At 39.8% G+C, this 21,454-nt stretch carries 15 protein-coding genes and 1 other annotated feature; of the genes, 1 reads left to right on the forward strand and 14 read right to left on the reverse strand.

What is annotated here, in order from left to right; translation table 11 throughout:
- Positions 1–147: 147 nt before the first annotated feature.
- The 12 genes from AC3E9F_RS07870 to AC3E9F_RS07925 all read right to left on the reverse strand — a co-directional run bounded on the left by AC3E9F_RS07870 (position 148) and on the right by AC3E9F_RS07925 (position 12,854).
- Positions 148–582: a hypothetical protein gene (locus tag AC3E9F_RS07870; RefSeq protein WP_263393374.1), complete on the reverse strand. Its 435-nt coding sequence runs from the start codon at positions 580–582 to the stop codon at positions 148–150.
- A 209-nt stretch (positions 583–791) separates the two neighbouring features.
- The gene (gene gloA / locus AC3E9F_RS07875) at positions 792–1,172 is read right to left on the reverse strand and encodes a lactoylglutathione lyase (RefSeq protein ID WP_004253875.1); all 381 of its coding nucleotides are present in this window, start codon (positions 1,170–1,172) and stop codon (positions 792–794) included.
- A 56-nt stretch (positions 1,173–1,228) separates the two neighbouring features.
- Positions 1,229–1,588 carry a 50S ribosomal protein L20 gene (gene rplT / locus AC3E9F_RS07880; protein ID WP_000124830.1) on the reverse strand — a complete coding sequence of 120 codons (360 nt, stop codon included), beginning with the start codon at positions 1,586–1,588 and terminating at the stop codon, positions 1,229–1,231.
- Positions 1,589–1,637: 49 nt separating this feature from the next.
- Positions 1,638–1,838 carry a 50S ribosomal protein L35 gene (gene rpmI / locus AC3E9F_RS07885; protein ID WP_003003453.1) on the reverse strand — a complete coding sequence of 67 codons (201 nt, stop codon included), beginning with the start codon at positions 1,836–1,838 and terminating at the stop codon, positions 1,638–1,640.
- Between the two features lie 33 nt (positions 1,839–1,871).
- Positions 1,872–2,402: a translation initiation factor IF-3 gene (gene infC, locus AC3E9F_RS07890; RefSeq protein WP_006149857.1), complete on the reverse strand. Its 531-nt coding sequence runs from the start codon at positions 2,400–2,402 to the stop codon at positions 1,872–1,874.
- 15 nt (positions 2,403–2,417) lie between these two features.
- Positions 2,418–2,548 (reverse strand) — a sequence feature (ribosomal protein L20 leader region).
- An 88-nt stretch (positions 2,549–2,636) separates the two neighbouring features.
- The gene (gene pgdA / locus AC3E9F_RS07895) at positions 2,637–4,031 is read right to left on the reverse strand and encodes a peptidoglycan-N-acetylglucosamine deacetylase PgdA (RefSeq protein ID WP_490672984.1); all 1,395 of its coding nucleotides are present in this window, start codon (positions 4,029–4,031) and stop codon (positions 2,637–2,639) included.
- A 115-nt stretch (positions 4,032–4,146) separates the two neighbouring features.
- Entirely contained in the window at positions 4,147–5,874 is a 1,728-nt protein-coding gene (ezrA, locus tag AC3E9F_RS07900; protein ID WP_490672985.1) for a septation ring formation regulator EzrA, read from the reverse strand.
- Between the two features lie 80 nt (positions 5,875–5,954).
- Positions 5,955–7,901: a DNA topoisomerase (ATP-hydrolyzing) subunit B gene (gene gyrB, locus AC3E9F_RS07905; RefSeq protein WP_263393372.1), complete on the reverse strand. Its 1,947-nt coding sequence runs from the start codon at positions 7,899–7,901 to the stop codon at positions 5,955–5,957.
- A gap of 14 nt (positions 7,902–7,915) precedes the next feature.
- Positions 7,916–8,479, reverse strand: a complete 564-nt coding sequence (locus AC3E9F_RS07910) for an HAD-IA family hydrolase (protein WP_317852494.1) — start codon at positions 8,477–8,479, stop codon at positions 7,916–7,918.
- A gap of 109 nt (positions 8,480–8,588) precedes the next feature.
- Positions 8,589–9,137, reverse strand: coding sequence for a DJ-1 family glyoxalase III (locus tag AC3E9F_RS07915; RefSeq protein WP_263393369.1), 549 nt, complete (start codon positions 9,135–9,137; stop codon positions 8,589–8,591).
- A gap of 10 nt (positions 9,138–9,147) precedes the next feature.
- The gene (locus AC3E9F_RS07920) at positions 9,148–10,371 is read right to left on the reverse strand and encodes an FtsW/RodA/SpoVE family cell cycle protein (RefSeq protein WP_263393368.1); all 1,224 of its coding nucleotides are present in this window, start codon (positions 10,369–10,371) and stop codon (positions 9,148–9,150) included.
- 32 nt (positions 10,372–10,403) lie between these two features.
- On the reverse strand, positions 10,404–12,854 hold the full coding sequence (locus tag AC3E9F_RS07925; protein WP_263393367.1) for a bifunctional DnaQ family exonuclease/ATP-dependent helicase: 2,451 nt from the start codon (positions 12,852–12,854) through the stop codon (positions 10,404–10,406).
- Between the two features lie 121 nt (positions 12,855–12,975).
- On the opposite strand from AC3E9F_RS07925, the gene AC3E9F_RS07930 reads away from it, so the two are divergent.
- Entirely contained in the window at positions 12,976–13,161 is a 186-nt protein-coding gene (locus AC3E9F_RS07930; protein WP_263393366.1) for a hypothetical protein, read from the forward strand.
- A gap of 23 nt (positions 13,162–13,184) precedes the next feature.
- Here the strand turns inward: AC3E9F_RS07930 and AC3E9F_RS07935 are convergent, their stop codons facing one another.
- Together AC3E9F_RS07935 and AC3E9F_RS07940 are read right to left on the reverse strand one after the other, a co-directional pair.
- Positions 13,185–14,033 (reverse strand): NAD(P)H-hydrate dehydratase, encoded by an 849-nt coding sequence (locus tag AC3E9F_RS07935; protein ID WP_263393365.1) that lies wholly within the window; start codon positions 14,031–14,033, stop codon positions 13,185–13,187.
- Between the two features lie 130 nt (positions 14,034–14,163).
- Positions 14,164–21,402: an SIALI-17 repeat-containing surface protein gene (locus AC3E9F_RS07940; RefSeq protein ID WP_490672986.1), complete on the reverse strand. Its 7,239-nt coding sequence runs from the start codon at positions 21,400–21,402 to the stop codon at positions 14,164–14,166.
- Positions 21,403–21,454 lie beyond the last annotated feature (52 nt).

Raw genomic sequence — 21,454 nt, forward strand, 5'->3', positions numbered from 1 at the left:
CTCCCTTTTTCTTTTTCTATTATACCATTTTAAAAAATAGAAACACAATTTCTTTCTAATCATTAAACTAAAAAACCACAGCCTTAAAGGCTATGGTTTTATGATATGAAATAAGTTCGAAGAAGAGTTGCGCCTAGCTTTTTTAACTTAGTTACTTGTATCTTTCGTTAAAAATATCCCGATTAGAACTAGGACTAGTGAGAGATAAGGGAAAACCCTAAACATCTGCCAATCCGGATCGAATGCTAAGAGTCCTGAAAGCAAATAAAATCCTGCACTCGTATACAAGACGGTTTTATTTACTTTCTTGATTCCTACCCCAGTTAAGACAGTTGCTATAGCGTAAGCAATTAAATTAGGACCTAGAAAAATCAAGAATACAAATCCCCATGGAGCAGTAAATAAAGCAAGAGATATAAATAGAAGAATATAGGTAAGTGCCAAATAAAATGAGAAAGAAAGAAGAGTCGACGCTTTCTTAACTGCTTTTGGACCATTCTTCATATCTTTCACCAAATTATTTTCTACAATTAGTTTATCTTCTTCTTTGTTTAGCTCTACATTTGAATTTTGGTCTGACATTTGTTTCTCCCACTAATTTGTTTAATTATTTTTATTATATCTCAATTTGTCACATTAAGCTAGACAGAAAAAGCCACTTATGTTAGCCTCAGATAAACTACAACATTTATCTGAAAGAAACTAACATAAATGACCTACACTACTCCCTATCAAGTTTTTTTGAGTCAGGTGAGATTGCCTAGCTCAATTTGACAAATGAGGAATTTTTCTTATTTTTCACGAATCACTTCTACCTTGTATCCATCTGGATCTTTAACAAAGTAATAGTTAGGTTGAGTTCCTGGAAGTCCATTTGGATTCGTCACTTCATAGCCTTTATCACTGTGTTCTTTATGAAGAGCCTCAAGGTCAGGTGTGCTTAGAGCGATGTGAGCAAAACCGTCCCCCACAACATAAGGTCCGTGATCGTAGTTGTAGGTCAACTCCAATTCATAATCATCGCCATCAAGACCTAGATAAACAATGGTAAAAGCGTGTTCTGGGAAGTCCAGACGACGCAATTCCTTAAATCCAAAAGCATCTTGATAAAAAGCAATTGATTTTTCAAGATTTTCTACTCGCAAGCAAGTGTGTAACATTTTTGAAGCCATTTTTTCTCCTTTGTTTAAAAAAGACTGGAACAAACTTGCACCAGTCTTATGAATAATTATTTACCAAGTTTTGCTTTGGCTGCATCTGCAAGAGCTGTGAAAGCTGCTGCATCGTTAACAGCTAAGTCAGCAAGCATTTTACGGTTTACTTCGATCTCAGCCAATTTCAAACCATGCATCAATTGTGAGTATGAAAGTCCGTTCAAACGAGCTGCCGCATTGATACGTGTAATCCACAATTTGCGGAAGTCACGTTTCTTTTGACGACGGTCACGGTATGCATAGTAGTAAGAGTTCATTACTTGTTCTTTTGCAGTACGGAACAAGATGTGTTTAGCTCCATAGTAACCTTTTGCTAATTTTAAAATACGTTTACGACGTTTGCGTGATACAACGCCACCTTTAACACGTGCCATTTATATTTCCTCCAATATTTCCTAGAATTCTTAACTTACAAATACGCGATTATTTCAAGCGAGTAAGCATTGCTTTGATACGTTTGAAATCTCCTGCATGCACCATAGATGCTTTACGAAGATGACGACGTTGTTTCTTAGTTTTTCCGTGGAAACGGTGAGAAGTGTAAGCACGGAAACGTTTAAGTCCACCAGAACCTGTACGTTTGAAACGTTTAGCTGATGCGCGGTGTGTTTTTTGTTTTGGCATGATATTTTCTCCTTTTTTTAACTTTCTGACAGATTATTTCTTGTCAGTTGCTGGGGCCAATTGCATAAACATTTGACGTCCATCCATTTTAGCACGTTGTTCGATGATAGCAATATCTTGAGTTGCTTCAGCGAAATCGGCTAAAACTTTTGCACCAATCTCTTTATGGGTAATCATACGACCCTTAAAGCGAATAGATACTTTTACTTTGTTTCCTTTTTCAAGGAACTTGCGAGCATTGCGAAGTTTCGTTTCGAAGTCACCCTTGTCGATAACTGGGCTCAAACGAACTTCTTTCACGGTTACAACACTTTGTTTTTTGCGTTGTTCTTTTTGCTTCTTCTGATACTCAAACTTGAACTTACCGTAGTCCATAATTTTCGCAACAGGAGGCTTAGCTTGAGGTTGAATGAGAACCAAGTCCACATTAGCTTCATCCGCAAGTGCTTGCGCTTCGCTTAGTGGTTTGATACCCAATTGCTCACCTTCAAGACCGATTAAGCGAACTTCGCGTACACGAATTTCATCATTGATGAATAAGTCTTGCTTTGCTATGGTTTTCACCTCTTTTTTTAGTTTAGAGAAAAACAAGAGCGGACTTGCTAACGCAAATCCGCACTACATGATTATATTTCATTTCTGAAACTTGATCTGTAGGGGCCAGACAACGTTAGTCGCAAGGCGAGAAGTTCTCACTTCTGCTTTTCTCATCTTGTATATGATATCAAGTTTTTCCCTACTTGTCAAGATAAAAATAATCTTTTTTTGTTTTTTTCTAATATTTGATTTTAATCCCAACTATTGGTTACGAGAATAGTAAATACCATGTGGTTTTAAACCTGTATTGAGTAGTTCTGATACGGTCACAAAGCTATAGCCTTGTCCCTGCAAATACTCGATAACCCTTGGTAGTGAATTTACTGACGTCTGATGAATATCATGCATGAGGATGATAGAACCATCAGTTGTTTGACGTTGAATTTCTGTCAAAATCGCTGCTTCATTTTTACTCTTCCAGTCTAAACTATCTACATCCCACATAATAAAGCTCAAATCGAGACTATTACGGATATCATCTGAGATCGCACCATATGGTGGACGCATCAATTTTGAACTCTTTCCTAGAACACTCGTGATTGCTGATTCTGTATCCGTAATTTGTTTTTTAGCATCTTCTAATGAAAGTTGTGTTAAAACGGGATGGTTCCAACTATGGTTTCCAACTTCATGCCCCTCAGCCTGCATACGTTTGAGGATAGCTTCATTACCTGCAATGTTTTTTCCTTGTACAAAGAAAGTCGCTTTGATTTTGTACTTAGCTAAAATATCCAAGGCCTGTGGTGTTGTATTGCCATCGGGACCGTCATCAAAGGTTAAGGCTACAACTTTTTTATGTTTCTCTGCTTGAACTTTTTTATAAAGTTCAGCATCTTTTTCTGTTAGATAGGATGTCTGAATAAAATCAAAGAAATCTGAAATAGGCATCGCTATTTCTTCAACATTAGTCGTTGCTTTGAATGGATAAAGAACTAATTGACTATCTTTATAGGCAAACTTCCAGCTTGACAATTCTGCAGCAGAGAAATCAGCTGAAACTTGATCAACAACAGATTGCTCTACTTTTTTAGCTTGAAGAGTTGACTTAACTCCCTCAAGCAATTTTTCTTTTGCCGTGGATGAGTCTGTAAAAAGTTGATCCAGGGTAAAGACAGAACCATCTTCTTTAAGATACAGCTGATCTAAAGTAGTATTTTCTAATTCAACAACATTAGAATTGGCCAAGTCATAGGCTTGCTTTTTGATCAAACGATTTTCAACCCCAGTCAAAGAGGAATCCCCTTTTTCTGAGTAATAAAAGATCAACTGTTCTTTACCTTCTACTTTGTCAGTGATGTCTTTTACGATGACATCCTTGACAGAGGTGATAACGTTGTCTCCAACTAGTGGATAATAGGTGATAATTTCTGTTTTCTCTTTGCGGAAATGCTCTTTTTGACTTCCTTGGGAGTAGGCACCATCTTTTTCCTTCTTGAGGCTCTCAATTTTCTGTTCAAAGGCTTGTTTGTTCATCACTTTATAGGTAATCACACTACCGAGTGCTAACACTGTTAGAAATAAAAGTAAGACAAGAGTGCCAAGCTTTTTATTATTTTTCTTCTTTACATTATTCTGGGGTAATCTCTTTTTTGTCATAGTCTTATCATATCAAATACGAGCTATAATTTCAATGAAAACATGGCATAAAAATATTTGAAAAAGGTAAAGAAAAGTAAAAGAATCCTAGAAAAATCTAGGATTCTTTTATAAATTAGAAACGGATACTTTCTCTTGTTTTCTCATAAGAAGTAACAAAGCGATCTGTCACGCCTGGTTCGGCTACTTCTAATGCTTGAGAAATTTTTTCGAAAGATGCTTTATAATCAAAGGCTGTTTCAAAGATATTCAAAGCTTCTTGAAAGGCTTGTTGAATACGATCATCAAATGATCTGTAACGGTTCGAATACTGAAGCAATTGTTCCGTAAGTGTTGCATATTGAACAATACTGTATGTTTCTTCTTCCAACATATTCATATCATTTGTCGCAATCTCAAGGATACGATTTACAGATTCGATATTTACTTGCGCTTGTTCCAACTCAGCCATCAAGTCTTCTGTACTGTGACTTGCATCAAAGAAGAGCTTCAAGAATTTTTGTGGAATTCCTGGAAGATTTCTCTTCTCCATGTAGCGTTTAATCGTATGCAGACGGTTGACATAGACATTTGCTTTTTGACGAGCATTGATGTCATCTTTTTCAATCTGAACTAGACGCTCACTGACACCGATTTGGTCATCTTCAATATCTTTTAATGTAGATTGGACATTTTCCAAATGTTCTTGTAATACAGAATATGCTTCTGAAACCTCTGTTTGGTCGTTTGTCAACTCTTCGATTGTAGCATTCAAAGCTGAAATATCAGCTTGAAGACGACGAACTCGATTGACATCACTTTCAGAAATCAGGTAGTTTTTCCCAAGACGTTCAATATCTTTAACCAAGACCTGGTTATTTTCTTTCAAGTGGTTAAGGTAAGTAGGAAGGGTAGCTACCAATTTCTCAAAAGCTTTATGTGCTGCAATTTCACGTGTGAAAATATCATAAAGTGCATTGATTTCTTCTTGGATTTGAGTATTTTCATACTCTGCATTATCCAACTCCAATGTACGGATATTTTCGTGATTATTTTTCAAGGCTTCATAGAGAAGTTGAAGACGAGATTCGATATCTGTTTCTACAAAATGATAGTTCTCATCGAGTAGCTTACGGTAACCTGCTTCTAAATCTTCAAGTTGTTCTGGCAATTCAGTCGTAAGCTTGGTTACAATCGCTGGAATTCTTTCAACGATATGTGTCAAGGCCAAAATATGATTTTCAGCGTTATCTAAAATGCCTGCTGCTTCAACCGGATCCCCTGAAGAATTCAAGGTTACAAATTGAGAAAACTCAGATTGGATGTTCTCCAATTGTTTTTCAATTTCCGGAAGAGCTTGACCATATTTTTCAGAATCTTCAGCTACCGTATTTTGTAGTTTTTCGAATAAATCTAGGGCATGCAGAACACGTCCGCTATTTTTTGATTCTTGTTTTTCTAAATCAGACAAGGCATTACGAATCGCTGTAATATCCTCTTCAACAAGTTCAATCTGGCTTTCGATTTGATCAATCTGGTGCTTAGCTTTCAAGAAACGGAATGAGTTATTGTATCCTTCAGCTTCAAAGAGGTTATTCTCGATATCTGCAAAAGAGTTAAGAGACAAATCTACCCATTTTTGGTTCCATTCTCTAAAAGCAATCTGACTTTGACCGATCAGATGCATGTTTTTTACAACCTCTACCTCATCATTAACAGGAAGGTTATATAGTTCTTCTTTTCTTTCTTCTAAAGCTGCAAGTCTACTCTCATTTCGTTTACGTAGCAAAATTGCTACTGCAAAAGCAATAAGAAGCAGGACTGCAATTCCAATCAAAGTAATAATCAACTGATTATTTGACATATCAAACTCCTTTTATACATGACACAATTGTAATGATTATATCATATTTTTCAAACATTGGGAACTATTTCCCAATATTTTTATACGTCAAGAGTACTGTAAACAGCGTTTTCTTCGATAAATTCTCGACGTGGTTCAACTCGATCACCCATGAGCATATCAAAAATCTTATCTGCTTCTGCTGCGTCATCTACTGATACACGAGCCATGAGACGATGTTCAGGATTCATCGTAGTTTCCCAAAGTTGGTGGTCATCCATCTCTCCAAGACCTTTATAACGTTGAATGGTTGGTTTGGAACGACCTTCGCTGTAGCGAGCCAAGGCTTCTTGTAGGCGGACTTCTTGGTCTGCGCCAGGTTGAATATATTCCTTAATCTCACTACCAACTTTGACACCGTAAATTGGTGGTTGAGCGATATAAACATAACCAGCCTCTAGAACGGGTTTCATATAGCGATAAATCAGAGTTAACAAGAGAGTACGAATATGGGCTCCATCGACATCGGCATCTGTCATGATAACCAGTTTTTGATAGCGAGCTTTGCTAACATCGAACTCAGCGCCAAATCCTGTTCCCATAGCTGTGAAAAGACTACGAATCTCCTCATTAGCTAAAATCTTATCCATGCTCGCTTTTTCAACGTTAAGGATTTTACCACGAATTGGTAAGATGGCTTGGAACTCACGATTGCGTCCTGATTTTGCAGAACCTCCTGCAGAGTCTCCTTCGACGATGAAAAGTTCAGTTTCAGCTGGATTGTTTGATGAACAGTCCGCTAATTTTCCTGGAAGATTTGAAATTTCTAAACCAGATTTCTTACGTGTAACTTCACGCGCACGTTTGGCAGCAACACGCGCTTTCGCAGCCAAAATCCCTTTTTCTACGATGCGTTTAGCAATCTGTGGATTTTCCAGAAGGAAGTCAGAAAATGCATCGCTAAAGAGGCGATTCGTGATCTTCACAACTTCACTATTTCCAAGTTTAGTCTTGGTTTGTCCTTCAAATTGTGGGTTTGGATGTTTAACAGAAATAACGGCAGTTAAACCTTCACGGACATCTTCCCCTGTGAGGTTGTCTTCATTGTCTTTGAGAAGTTTATTTTTACGAGCGTAGTCGTTAATAACACGAGTTAATGCTGTACGGAAACCTTGTTCGTGTGTTCCACCTTCATGGGTATGAATATTGTTAGCGAAACTCATGACATTCTCGTGGTAACCCGTTGTGTACTGCATCGCAACTTCTACTGTGATGTCATCCATTTCACCATCTGTGTAGATTGGAGTTTCAAAGATAACATCCTTGTTTTCATTGATGTACTCAACGTAGCTTGCAATCCCACCTTCGTAGTGATAACGCTTAGTTTGTTCCAATCCTTCACGTTTATCCGTGATGGAAATTTGAAGACCGCGATTCAAAAAGGCTAACTCTTGAATCCGTTTATTTAATTTATCAAAGTCAAATGTCGTTGTCTCTGTAAAAATTTCTGGGTCTGGAGTGAAGTGAACGATTGTCCCTGTTTTATCTGTATCTCCAATCACCTCGAGATCCGCTACAACATGACCGCGACGGTATTCTTGGTAATAAATCTTACCGTTTTTATGAACCCGAACATCCAACTGTGTTGAAAGAGCATTTACAACGGATGAACCTACACCGTGCAATCCACCTGACACCTTGTATCCGCCACCGCCGAATTTCCCTCCGGCGTGAAGAACAGTAAAGACTGTTTCAACGGCAGGGCGTCCTGTTTTTTCTTGGATATCAACCGGAATACCACGCCCATCATCGACAACTGTAATCGAATCATCTGGTTCAATAAAGACCTCGATATGACTAGCAAATCCTGCTAGAGCCTCATCGATAGAATTATCTACAATTTCCCAGACTAGATGGTGAAGGCCTTCTTTGGAAGTTGATCCAATATACATCCCTGGACGCATACGAACGGCTTCCAGACCTTCCAAAACTTGAATTTGACTGGCATCATAATCTTGTGCCTGTTGGTTTTTAATATCTTCTGTCATTTTTCCCCTTTTTCTTACATGTCTATTGCTTGTTTTAAGGCTACAACGTCCTCAAAGAGATAGGCATCTAAGCCTGCAGTATGTCCTGCTTCTACATCAATGGCACGGTCACCAATGACTAGACCTGATGTAATATGATACTTATCACGTAAATAAATCATCGACTCAGGATCAGGCTTGCGTTTAAACCCTGAACTAGCCGTCACTACTTCTGTAAAGTATGGGGCTATCTTGGTTTTCGATAGAATTTCCAACACTTGATCATTTCGATGAGAAACCAAGAAGTTACGACCACCTTGGTCCCAAATGTTTTCTAAAAGAGTAGGGATCCCATCAAACAAAACAGGATGCTCGAGCTCTCGGGCTTCATTTTCCTTATATTTCTCAAGAAAGTTTTCAATACCTGGAGCATACTTTTCGATGGCAAAGGCAGTCGAAACCTTCAAGGCTTCGTATACACTGTCGTGATCCTGCTCAATTCCAAACTCTGCTAAGGTTTCTACAAAAGCTGCTGTAGAAGTCTCATAATTATCAAGCAGAGTACCACCTAAATCCCAGATGTAATCGTGATATTTCATACCCCTCATTATAGCATTTTTTTATGAAAAAAGCGATGTTTAGCTTGATTTTGACCTTAAAAAAGAGAAGAATCTTCTCAAGTAAGAAAGATCCTTCTCAGTTTCTTTATTATTTTTCAAATACGTCTGTATAGAGCATCCCATTTCTCAGAGATTCCGCATCTCCGCCAAGCGTATCAACTAAGTGATAGGCAAAAGCCAAAGCTGTTGCTGGACCACGGCTCGTAATGATATTGCCATCTACAACGACTGTTTCTTTATGGTAGTGACCGTTAGCAATTTGTTCTTGAACACCATCGTAGCAAGTGAAGTTTTTTCCTTCAAGTAGACCTGCCCGATTTAAAGCAATTGGTGCTGCACAAATGGCTGCTAGCTTTTTCCCACCTTGATTACATTTTTGGAGTTCAGAGATTAGCGACTCATTGTCCCTCAAGTGGGCAGAACCAGGCATACCTCCTGGAAGTACAATCATGTCATAATTAGATAAATCACCGTTAAACACCTGATCAGCTTGAACTTGAATAGCATGTGAACCTGTCACTTTTTCATCAAATCCGACCATATGACAGGTAATATTTGCACGACGCAAGACATCTACGACTGTTAGGGCTTCGATTTCTTCAAAGCCGTTTGCTAGAATAACTGCAACTTTAGGCATAGCAACCTCCTTATTTCACTTTCTTCAGGACAACCTTTTTACGTTTAAATCTTGTTCGACCACTCTTTTCATCAGCTAGGTGTGTTTGATAACTCATAGACAAAAGCAGTCCAACACCAATGAGATTACTGATAATGGCTGATCCCCCTTGGGAAATAAAGGGCAAAGGAATCCCCGTAAGAGGAAGGAGTCCTGTGACGGCACCAATGTTCTCAAAGATGTGGAACAAGAGCATCATGATAAATCCTGTAGAGATATAGGTGTAAAATTGATTGTTAGATTTGAGGGTTATCTTTAACATACGATAGATGAGGAGCAGATAAAGTGCAATCACTACAACTGAACCAATAAAACCGAAATCTTCAGCGATAACTGTAAAAATCATGTCACTCTCACGGACTGGAATGAGCAGATTGGACACGTTAAAACCTTGACCGAATACTCCACCACTACCGATGGCAATTTGACCTTGAGCCTGTTGATAGGTAGTTGTTTGAGCATAATCAAAGGGATTGAGCCAAGCCAAGATACGATTAATCTGATAAGTCGGCATGCCAATTTGGTGCAGAAAGGCACGCCCATCTTTTGTAATGAAGATGGCTAAAAATCCTGTAATCGCCGACACAACTGCTACAAAAATTGGAATGATAATTTTCCAAGAAACACCTGACAACAAGACAAGACCTGCAAAGATCGCAACAAAAACCATTGCCGTTCCAAGGTCACTTTGTAATGCCAGTAACACTAAAACTGGGATCGTAAATATGATCATCCAAAGAATCAAAAGGAAATCTAAACCGATGGTCCGTGTTTTGTCCTTGTGTTTTTTAGTGAAGGTTACAATCACATAAGCCAGCATCAAGATGTAAGATATCTTCATGAATTCGGATGGTTGAAAAAGTGTATAACCACCGATTGATACCCAGTTTTTAGCACCTGTTGCTGCAACTAAACTTGGATTATAGAAGACCAAGGGCAGAATCATCAGGGCAAGACCTAGACCGTAGAGATAAGGAGTAGACTGCCATAAAAATTTTGTGTTAAAAAACATGACTACAAAACTGAAGATAATCCCTAGGGCTATCCATGCCAGTTGCTGTCCAAGTATAGGCCAAACATTGTTTGGGTAGTCATGACTAACTGCTATATAAATCGCTACAACTCCAATCACCAATAAACAAAACACTGGTAATATTAAACTATAATCGACCCTAGAGTCGAATGAACGTTTCATAACGGCCTCCTTCATTCTTTCTGGTATTCATTTCATTGTTTCTTTAAAAAATCTTGAACGTTGACAAATACTTGCTCTCGGCTAATGTTCCTTACTCGACTAGTGCGAGACAGAGCCTTGCTGATTTGTTTGCCATATCGTTTACTTGACATACGGCTATCTAAAATCAAAACTGCGGAGCGTTGACCAACTCGGCGCATGGTCCTACCTATCGCTTGCTTGAGACGAATAATCGCCATAGGAAGTTGGTAATCATAAAAAGGATTCTTCCCTTCAAGACGGAGTTCTTGATTCATCTTTTTAGTAAAGGGATCCTCTGGATTTTGGAAAGGCAAACGTGTCACCACTTCTATCACTTGAGGATGTCTTGAAAAATCAACACCTTCCCAGAAACTTCCGGCGCCAAGTAAGAGTTCACGCTCTCCTTTTTCAAAGCGTTTTTTCAATTGAGCTGGTTCCCCATGCTTATATTGGGCTAAATGGGGAATTCTTAAGGCATCAGATACCTGCAACAATAAATCTTTTGCAGTAAATAAGACTAAAATCGGTTCTTCAAGGTAGGACAAATCTTCTAGAACTTCCACAACTGCTTGTGCATATTCCTCAAGCGAAACTTCAGTCACCAATGGAAAATCATTCACCAAGAAAATTTCCTGATTTTCCTGAAACTGTTCATCTAGGTAAGAAATATTTGCTTGCGGGAATCCTAACAATTCTGGCAAAGAAACTCTGCTACTAATTTCAAGGGTTGCAGAGATTCCGAGAAGCTGACAGGATTCTGGAAATATCTGAGAAAATAGCAAACGCTGATTGCGACTAGAAGTTATTTCAACCTTCTTACTAGACACATCTGAAGTCGATAACCAAAATTCTCCCTCAGATGCAAAAAACTTCTGATAATCTTTAAATTCTGGTAAATTCAACTCAGAAAAATCTTGTCGGAGCTTATCAATGCTACTAGCTGGACACAGCTTACGTTTACCAGATAGAAACTGATCAAGTAGGTAAGAAATTTCAAAACGAATACTTTCTAGCAAGCGTCTTTTAAGCATACCTTCTTCCCTTGATAGAGCTTGGTCTAATTGTTCTAGCAAATCTGTAAGCAAATACGTTTTTCGAGAAAGATTTTCCAAGGTCAACAAGATTTTCTGGGCTTCATCCAAAATCAAGAAACGTCCCTCTAAAAGACTTGGATCATCTTCAAGTCGAGTAACGAGGTAAGCATGATTGGTCACTAGCAACTTACAAGAACGCGCTTTTTCCTGACCACGTCTCCAAAAATCCTCAAGCCAAAAGAGAGAATCTTTGTGAAGATTTCCATCATGAACCAAGTCTGGCAAAAATTGCTGGTAGCGATAAAGTTGACCAATTTCGTCTAAATCTCCAGTATCAGTCTCAGTCAACCAAACTAGGAGTTGCATCTTGAAACGAGTATACAAACGATTGGACTCTTCTTCCTCTAGCGACGCATGAAAGGCATCTAACTTCAAGTAATTCTGTGACCCTTTGAGACTGTGAATAGAGATATGGAAAATCTCTTCGAGTTTTTTAGCCTCCTCATGCATTACCTGATTTTGAAGGATTTTAGTTGGAACACTAAGTAGGATCCCCCCTTCATTCTCAAGAGACAAGGCTGGCAGGAGATAGCCATAGGTTTTTCCAATCCCAGTTTGAGCCTGAATAAAAGAAGTGTCTTCCCCTTGCAAGCACTCTTGAACCTTTTGTGCGAAGCGTTCTTGCAAGTTTCTCTCCTCCAACCCTAGCAAGGCAATATTGGTTTGGAAATCTTTAGATAGTTTTCGTGGAGAAAGGGCTGATTTTTCTTTTCTCAAAAATAGACCTTGCACCTCGACCAAGTCATGTTCAACTAAGAGAGACTGTTTTTGATAAACTTCCTCGATAACCATGTAAGATTCATACAACAGGCTATCTGACAAACTCAATAAGCGCTCCAACAAACCTTTTGGAAGTTGAAACATCTTTTGTCTCATACAAAGAAAGAGTTCTGCAGTTGCTTGGGCGTCAGAAAGGGCTGTATGAGCTTGCTCAAGTGGAATCCCCAACTCTTGGCAAAGAATACCAAGATTATACTTCTCAAGCTGAGGATAAAAGACTTGAGCCAACTCAACCGTATCGATACGAGGGGTGCGTAATTCATACCCTTCAAAAAATAGGAATTCTGCCAACAAATTGGCATCGAACTGAACATTGTGCGCAACAAAAATACCGTCTTTGACCAGTTCAAAAATCTTTCCAGCTACCTGGGAAAACTCTGGAGCCTTTGCTAAACGCTTGTCTGTCAAACCCGTTAATTCTTTGATATGAGAATCCAAGTGTTCATGAGGATTGACATCAGTAGCATATTGCTCAACAATCTCACCATCTTCAATGACTACAATTCCCACTTGGATGATTTTTGCCTTACTTCCGGTACTTGTAGCTTCTAAATCTACAACCACGTACCGATCATTTCTAAAATTCATCACTAAAAATTATATCAAAATTTACATCATTTGACACCCCTGAACTTTATTTGAAGAGTCAAGTTTCTTGCAAGATTTGAACAAAAATGATTGAATGGAATGGTAGAAAGGGAGGAAATTCATGAACCCATTGGATTTGTTTAATCAAGTAAAAGAACTCGTTGAGAAAAAAGACTTTTCTGCAGCAAAAACCTTTGTTGAAGAAAACAAGGATCAACTAGGGGGCTACCTTAGCCAAGCGCAAGCATTGGTTTCAGGCTCAGAAGGGCTTGACGGTCTTGTAGATAAGGTCAAAGGCCTCTTCTAATAGTCAAAAGACACCTGAAAAATTCAGGTGTCTTTTTGTATTTTCTTCATGAATTCAGGAATATGTTGACTAATCGTGGTTGGCAGAACTACAAAGTTATCCTCAGCTAGTTCTTGGGCAATTGCTGAATGCAGATATGTCGCTACCGTCACTCTTTCATAGAGACTAACTTGTGAGAATTGTCCAGCAAAGCCAGCAATCATCCCAGCCAGAGTATCCCCCATGCCCCCAGTCGCCTGATAGGGACCTCCAACCTCTAACTGATAAAAATCAGCTTGAGCTGCTTGCCAGATTCGAGTCGCAGGACCTTTTTGAACTAGAATCGTCCCTGAAGGAAAACTCTTCAAAGCCTCTCCTGTTTCCTCAGCTCCTTGAGAAGTCAAATCTAAGCCTGATAAGACTTGCCATTCCCTTTGATGTGGAGTTAAAACAAGCTGAGCTGTAGGAAATTTCATCCCCGTCTTAGCAAAAATCGATAGGGCACCACCATCCAGTATGAGTGCCTGGTCTTGAGTTAAATGATGAAAGACTGTTTGGAGAAGCTCTTCTCCACGCTCATCATCCACTAGTCCAGGGCCAACTAATACAATACTAGCTTTCTGCAACTGTTGCTCAAGTAATCGCTCATCATCAAGGCCAAAGGCCATAGCCTCAGGCAGATGGCTATGAAGAGCTGGAATATTCTCTTTATCCGTTGCTACTGTCACTAAACCTGCACCACTTCTAACCGCTCCCAAGGCAGCCATAATAATCGCTCCACCATAAGGATACGTCCCCCCAATCAAGAGAAGACGACCGTAGTCTCCCTTATGACTAGAACGAGGACGCTCGATGATCACTTTTTTTAGTAGAGCTTGATCAATGACTTTCATACACTACTCCTTCATGCTTGTTCCTACTTTCATTATACACCTCACTCCCCAATTAATAAAGGAGAAGACTATATAGTCTTCTCCTTATTTTATAATGATTAGCCTTTTAAGAATAGTGAGTTATGAGTCATTATTCTTCCTTGCGTTTCCCATTTAGGAATGCTGCTGATAAGGCTAGACTGAGACCTGCTAGGAAAATTGCTGTATCTGATTGACTTTCACCAGTTTCTGGAAGTCTTGCTGAGTCTGCTTTCCCTAAAGCTTGTTCAAGAACTTGTGAAGCCTGGGTCTGCTTAGCAGAAGCCTGAGTTTCTGAAGGTTTATCAGATAAACCTCGAATATCGGCAACAGGCTTGTCGATTGTTGGAGCTGCTTGATCTCCTGAGGTACCTAAAGGACCTGTGTATTCTGGGAGCTCGTTCTTATCTGCTTGCACAGCATTGACTCCACCCTTGAATACAGGCACTTCATTTTTAGCAGCTTCAACCCAATTAGCTCCGCCCTTGAACTCTGGAACTTCATTTTTAGCGGCTTCGACCCAATTAACTCCACCCTTGAACTCTGGAACTTCAACGATTGGGGCTGCTTGGTCACCTGCAGTACCGATAAAGCCGCTATATTCTGGGACTTCTACTACTGGGGCAGGATCCTCACCTACAGTTCCAATAGGGGCTGTGTATTCTGGAATTTCAAGAACAGGAGCCGGCTCATCACCCTTGCTACTTGTAACAAGTGCTTTTACTCCTACTTCAACAATTTGATCTTTTGCATCACTTGTTTCAGTGTGAACAATTTTACGACTTGTTCCTAAAACTTCGACATAGTCTACTTTTTCTCCATTTTTGCCTTCTGATACGATACGACGTTCATCTTTAGCTAAATCACTATTCTCACGAATAATTTCCTTAAATGGAATGACAGATTTCTCAACTTCCAGACTTGGACGATCTAAGACAAGAGCTTGATCATCTACTGCATGACTAGCTTCAGAACCAGCTTGGAAGTATAGACGATATTCTTTCACGAGACTACCATCTTTAGCAAGAAGTCGAACAAGTGTTGGAAGATTGTCTTGGCTTGACTCAACGACAGTCGCTACAGCATTACCACTTGTTTGGACAGTCACTTTTGGTTTCGCTCCATTTGAAGTCAATCGATATTCTGAAACAGTAGGATCAAAGTTTTCCAATGCTTTTCCAGCAACTGAAATAGTCACTGCAGGTGTTTCTGAATCACTTGCTTTAGCTGGAGAATAAGCACTAAACTCAACCATTGCGAGGCCATTAGTGGTTGATTTGCGAGTCATACGTGCGCGAATAGCGGTTGTCTGTATTGGATCAAAGGTAAATTCGATTGGTTTACCAGCCTCGATTGCGCTAGATGCCTTATAAGGAATTTCTTGCCAATTTTCTGCCTTGTTAAACGGATGATCCGCATTTTCCTCATAACGTGAAATAGTGCTTGGTTCAGAATATGTTGGTCCAACATATCTTTCGAGTACCATTGTCGCTGGTGCATCTGTACCACTGTCTTTGAAGAACTGAATGGCTACTTTTCCAACCGATTGAGGTGTAATCTGACCATTCTTCTTAAAGAGTACTCCTACAGATACCTCTTGGTCTTTTGGAGTACGAGACCAGTTGGTCCAACGTCCATCTTCATTAAATCGACCATCGTTGATATAGAAGATTCTATCATTAGAAGCGGCCTGGGTATCGTTTGTGGTAGAGGCAAAGGCTTTAGAGTCAGTCGCATTATTGCTTGCATTCTCTGAGATAACTTGATTTCCTCTTGCAAGAACTGTTACTTGCATCTTAGTTGTCAAGTCTGTTCCTAGAATATGACCAAGCACTTCAAAGGTGCCTTCTTGGTCTGTCGCATGTTCAGAGACTCCATCCCATTCTACGGCTAGTTTATCTGTCGTCCAATCTGTTTGTGATGGATAATAGACTGTCACTTCTGTAGGTAGTTGAAGCTTATCACCAACTTTTAATGTCACAGCACCATTTTCTGCAGCTGCTGGTTGTGTAGATTCTTTTTCACCATCGCGGAAGATACGGTATTCTTTCAAGATGGTTCCGTCTTCTGCCTTCAAAATGAGACGAGTTGCTCCTGTTGAACTTGTGGCAGGGACAATCGTTACTACACCATTGTTGCTAGCTGTTGCAGTGATTTCTTTACTAGTTTGAGCAATATGGTAGTCTGTCTTAGACGGATTGAAATGCTCAAGCTTTTGACCATCTACTTTGATCGTAATGTCTGAACTTGTAGCACTTGGAACCTTATTTCCTAGGATTGTAATTTCAGTCAAACCGACACCGGCAGTTCCATTTGCTTTCTTCATGCGAATACGAACTGCATAGGTCTCAACCTTGTCAAAGGTAAAGTGGTTAGTTTGGCTTGCGGATAATTGCCCTGGAGCTTTGAGATGTTCAACTTCTTTCCAGTTGGCAGCATTGTTAAATGGATGTTTGGCATCTCCTTGAGCATGGTTGACATCAGTTGGAAGATCTGGAATTTCTTGACCAACATAGTATTCGATGACATATTCTTTTGGAAGTCCGATTGCACCATCTGTGTAGAAATCAACTGAGAGATTATCGACAAAGCGTTTGGTCAAATCTCCTGAATTACCAAATAAGATAGACGCCCAATCATTATCTGTACCTGTTTGCCATGTAGTCCATCGATTCTTGACATCTGTATTGGCTCTTGAAACCGTCAAATCGTTCAAAGTATTAGCTGAATCATCCCCACCGGTATTGGATACAATAGCAGCTGGCAATTGAGAACCAGTCCACTGTTTAGAGATATTATTTCCAGCAACAACTTGACTGGAAACACGAACATGAGCCTTGGTAGTCAAATGACTTCCAACCAATTGACCCTTGATTTCAAAGATACCTTCAGTTTGGCTAAAGTTGGCTGGAACCTTGTCCCAAACGACATCTTTATAGACAGTTGTTCCATTAGAATGGTAGGCGCGTACGTTTGCTGGCAATTGAACAGTTTCACCTTTAGGAAGAGTGAGACTGATTTCTTCTGCGACCTGCAAACCTTCAACAGTCACATTCGCAGTAGCTTCAATGTCTGTACCTTCTACATGACCTTTAAGGGTAAAGCTATGATAGCTAGCGAGTTCTTTTGCATCTACCTTGTCCCAAGTTACAGCTACCTTACGAGGCAAACCTTGGTCAAATTCTGCGCCGATTTGATCAGGCAAATTCGGTTGCTGATTGATATCTGTAGAGACTGAAACAGGATGAAGCTTAACAATTCTTTTGGCTGCTTTATTTTCTTTGATGACCACTACAGTTGCTACAGATTGTGTTTTCTCTGTTTGATTGTCAATACGAGGAGTGAGCGTCACACTACCTTTCGTATAAAGTAACAAGTTCTGTCCATTTACTTCAAGATGTCCGCCATCAGAAGAGCTAGCATCCAAATGAATATCTGAAGCTGAAAATTCACTCTGTGAACCGTCTTCGTAATGTCCAATGACATGATAAGAAAGGACTTGATCTTCAGTTGCATTCTCTTTTCCTTCTACACTTACTTCCAAGCGTGTCAAAGCAGGAGCTTCCTTCACAAACTGAATCAAATAAGTTTGAACCAAATCACCTTTTTGGTTACTCAAGAATACAGAAGCCTGATAATCATTGGCAGCTGAAGCTTGTTGAACAGTTACTTGGTAGCCAGTAGTTTGTGCGCTGACATTTGGAATCTCAGCACTGTAAGGAAGGCTTACTCGGTAATAGGTTTTTCCAGACTCAAAGTCAGCGAGAGCCTTGTCACCAACAGTGAGACCTGTAACAGTATTTTCTGTTTCCTGATCACTTGCGATAAAGGTTGCTGTCACCTCATAGTCATTACCTACTAATTTACCAGTTGCTTCAGTACGTCCACCTTCTTTGGTCAAGGCAGATGGATCTTTCAAGGTCCAAGAAACGACATCCGCATCAACTAAGTTCCCGTCTGATAAAACAGCTGTAACAGTCTTATCCAAATCTTCTACGCTTGTACCAACAGGAACAGTTGCAACTTTAGGTAACCACTTATCAAGGGCAATGACCTTGACAAGGGCCTCAGCCTTGGATTCGATACCTTCCACACTACCTAGGACTTTTTTCGCACCAGCGCTTGCACGGAGATTTTCTGGAATATCCCAAGTCACTGTTTTTTCTTCGACACTACCATCGCTATAAATAGCTGTCACAGTTTCTGGCAATTTAGGATTTTCGCTGACATCAGTAGTTGCCTTAACAGGGGCAAAAGCGACAAAGTGGCGATTTTCTTTCTTGCCCGAAACGGTTGTGACTGTTGTTTGATCAGAAGCTAAACCTGCAGAATCCGCATATAGGGTGAATTTCCCTTCTTTTTCAGTAGATTTTACAATGACAACACCTTTACCATTGAAGGCTTTTCTTTGCCATGTACCATCTTTCTGAGCTTTGTAGCGTTCACGACTAGCTTGTTCTCCATTGTCCACACCAACGATTTGTCCTTGCCCATGAAGATTGAAATGAACAAGATTATTAGCAGTTGGCACAACATTCCCATCTTCATCAACAATTTCATAATGGATATAAGACAAATCTTTACCGTCTGCAGTAATAACATGTTCTTCCTTAGTGAGGCGAACTCTAGCAGGTTCTCCTGCTGTTGTTACACTGTCACGCGCAATCTCTTTACCATTTTCATCACGAGCAATAGCAGTCAAGCTGCCTGGTTTATATTCCACCAACCACTCAAGATACAATTCACCAGGGTTCGCACCTTCATGATAAGGTCGACCATCCGCAGTGGTTTTCTTGGTGAATTCTTTCTTGCCGAGAGTCTGGTTGTTCAACAATAATTCTACACTAGCAGCGTTTGAGAAGGTACGTACAGGAACCTTGCCATTGACCAGCATATTGCGTTCTCTAAGTGTCTCATCTGTCCAATTCCAGTGAGGCATGATACGAACGGTTGGTTTTTCTTTGGCACTATACCATTCACTACGGTAGAGATAGAAATCATTCTTAGGCAAACCAGCCGTATCGATAATACCGAAGAATGAGCTTTTCACTGGTGTATTATCTTGGTTATGCCAAGGTGTCGGTTCACCGATATAGTCAAAACCAGTCCAGATAAACTGACCTGCATAACCCGCACGGTCACGGTCAAAAGTCCATGATTCAGTAGCTGTTCTACCCCATCCAACACGGTCATTTCCATAGTCGGATTGTTCATAATGACGATTACGACGGTTGTCATGGCTGAGTAAATGAGCAGGGTCAAAGTAGGAATCACGAGTTCGAGTCGCTGAAGAAGTTTCTGAACCGTAGATTAACCAATCTGGATGAGCCCTACGAACAGCGTCATAGTTCCGTTCACCATAGTTCATACCGACAGCATCCATGATTGCTGCCAATTTTAAGAACTCTCCTGTAGACCTACTACTGAATTTATTTTCACCCATGGTTACATAGCGCTCTGTATCGATAGCTTTGATGACAGCTTTCAAGCGCTTAGCTGTTTCTAAAGAGCGCTCACCACCATCTGCTTCATCCACTTCGTTACCGAGTGACCACATGACGATGGATGGATTATTTTTATCTCGTTCGACCATGGTTCTGAGGTCAAAATCAGACCACTTTTCACCCTTCTTAGCTTCTGGGTGAGTTGCATCTTGGTCAAAGAAACGTCCATAGTCATACGTTTTCTTACCACGATACCAAGTATCAAAGGCTTCTTCTTGCACCAAAAGTCCTAGATTTGCTGCAGCATCGAGCAATTGTGGACTTGCTGGGTTATGGGTTGTACGGATAGAGTTAACTCCCATATCCTTCAAGAGTTTTAATTTACGATAGGTTGCCTTGTAGTTTTCTTCTGCTCCCAAGGCTCCATTGTCATGGTGAATACTAACCCCATGGAATTTCATTCTCTCACCGTTAAGAGAGAAGCCATCCTTGGCTGTCCAGTTGAAATAACGATAACCAAAAGTATCTTCTGTTACATCAACTAGCTGACCTTCATTGTAAACCTTTGTTTTTAGAACATAGAGCTGAGGATGGTAACTTTTGGTTGTCCAGAGGGTTGGCTTATTAACCAAAATCGTTTGCTTAAAGTCAGCTGTCTCATTTCCTGCTAGACTCTTAGTTACAGAACGAACCAAATCTGAAACAGCCTTACCTTCCTTGGTAAAAATCTGTTGTTCTACAAATACCTTAGCTAGAGTCTTGGCAGTATTTTTAATCTTGCTTTGGATTTGTGTTTCAACATTGCCATCTTTTTGTTCAGCCAACTTTGGAGTTGTAATATGATTTCCATTTTCAGCTACTTGCACCTTGTCACGATAGCTCAGCATCACATCACGATAGATACCACTTCCTGAATACCAACGACTACTTGGCTGTTTATTGGTAACTTGGACAGCAATGGTATTTTCACTACCATCTTTAGTTAAAAATTCAGTGATGTCGTATGAAAAATGATTGTAACCACTAGGATAATGGCCTACAAATTTACCATTTACATAGACCTTAGAGTCCATGTAAACTCCATCAAAATTGATACGAACATCTTTGTCCTTTGCAGCTTCATCTACAGTGAAAGTCTTACGATACCAAGCAGTACCCCCGTTTAATTGACCACCTTCATTTCGAGCAGGAGACTTATGATCAAAGTCAAAATAAATACTCCAGTCATGAGGAAGGTTCAACTTAGACCAATCATGAACATCTACATCTTTCTTAGAAAAATCACCCTGAGAATTTAATTTAAAGTACCAGTCTTTGTTGAAATTTTGTTTTCTTTCTTGTAAAAGTTGGTCTTCTTTTTCTTTCTCCTTAGTGACTTGAGGTAATGCTGTTGCAGAAGTATTTTCCTCCTTAACTTTATCACTAGTTACTGGTTTATTCTGATTTGCTTCAGCAGTATGTTCTTCCAAAACTGCTGGCTTTTCAGAACTAGCTTCTGAAACTGTAGGCGCTTTTTCATCCTCTGCAGTTGCTGGTTTTTCAGCTTTATCTTCCTTAGGGGTGACTACTTCTGCTTCCTTTTCTTCCTTAGGACTTGTTACCTCAGGCTCTTTTTCTTCAGTTGCTGGTTTTTCAGTTTCCACCTTATCCTTTTCTTCTTTATCAGTAGAAGAATCTTGTGGACTGTTTTGTTCAGCTTTTGCAATGGCTGCAGCAAGATCATCTGGAAGTTTATCTAAAGGTTGAACTTGATGAATTGTTTCTTCGCTAGGACTAGCTGTTTCTGCTTCAGCTGCTTGCGCTACCTGAAGACCAAAAATACTAGCTCCAATCATAACTGAAGCCACACCAATTGCAAACTTACGAATACTAAAATGACACCGTTTTTCAAAAAATCTCTTATCCATTATGGTTCCTTTCTAAGTTATAGTAAGCGATTACATTTTGCTTCAAAAAATA

It is taken from the genome of Streptococcus sp. SCPM-O-B-15277 (M60) (genome assembly GCF_058200335.1).

What these genes read in the sequence shown, in the direction of transcription:
- AC3E9F_RS07870 (WP_263393374.1), bottom strand. Translation starts at nt 582, where the DNA reads ATGTCAGACCAAAATTCAAATGTAGAGCTAAACAAAGAAGAAGATAAA.
- gloA (WP_004253875.1), bottom strand. Translation starts at nt 1,172, where the DNA reads ATGGCTTCAAAAATGTTACACACTTGCTTGCGAGTAGAAAATCTTGAA.
- rplT (WP_000124830.1), bottom strand. Translation starts at nt 1,588, where the DNA reads ATGGCACGTGTTAAAGGTGGCGTTGTATCACGCAAACGTCGTAAACGT.
- rpmI (WP_003003453.1), bottom strand. Translation starts at nt 1,838, where the DNA reads ATGCCAAAACAAAAAACACACCGCGCATCAGCTAAACGTTTCAAACGT.
- pgdA (WP_490672984.1), bottom strand. Translation starts at nt 4,031, where the DNA reads ATGACAAAAAAGAGATTACCCCAGAATAATGTAAAGAAGAAAAATAAT.
- ezrA (WP_490672985.1), bottom strand. Translation starts at nt 5,874, where the DNA reads ATGTCAAATAATCAGTTGATTATTACTTTGATTGGAATTGCAGTCCTG.
- gyrB (WP_263393372.1), bottom strand. Translation starts at nt 7,901, where the DNA reads ATGACAGAAGATATTAAAAACCAACAGGCACAAGATTATGATGCCAGT.
- AC3E9F_RS07910 (WP_317852494.1), bottom strand. Translation starts at nt 8,479, where the DNA reads ATGAAATATCACGATTACATCTGGGATTTAGGTGGTACTCTGCTTGAT.
- AC3E9F_RS07915 (WP_263393369.1), bottom strand. Translation starts at nt 9,137, where the DNA reads ATGCCTAAAGTTGCAGTTATTCTAGCAAACGGCTTTGAAGAAATCGAA.
- AC3E9F_RS07920 (WP_263393368.1), bottom strand. Translation starts at nt 10,371, where the DNA reads ATGAAACGTTCATTCGACTCTAGGGTCGATTATAGTTTAATATTACCA.
- AC3E9F_RS07925 (WP_263393367.1), bottom strand. Translation starts at nt 12,854, where the DNA reads ATGAATTTTAGAAATGATCGGTACGTGGTTGTAGATTTAGAAGCTACA.
- AC3E9F_RS07930 (WP_263393366.1), top strand. Translation starts at nt 12,976, where the DNA reads ATGAACCCATTGGATTTGTTTAATCAAGTAAAAGAACTCGTTGAGAAA.
- AC3E9F_RS07935 (WP_263393365.1), bottom strand. Translation starts at nt 14,033, where the DNA reads ATGAAAGTCATTGATCAAGCTCTACTAAAAAAAGTGATCATCGAGCGT.
- AC3E9F_RS07940 (WP_490672986.1), bottom strand. Translation starts at nt 21,402, where the DNA reads ATGGATAAGAGATTTTTTGAAAAACGGTGTCATTTTAGTATTCGTAAG.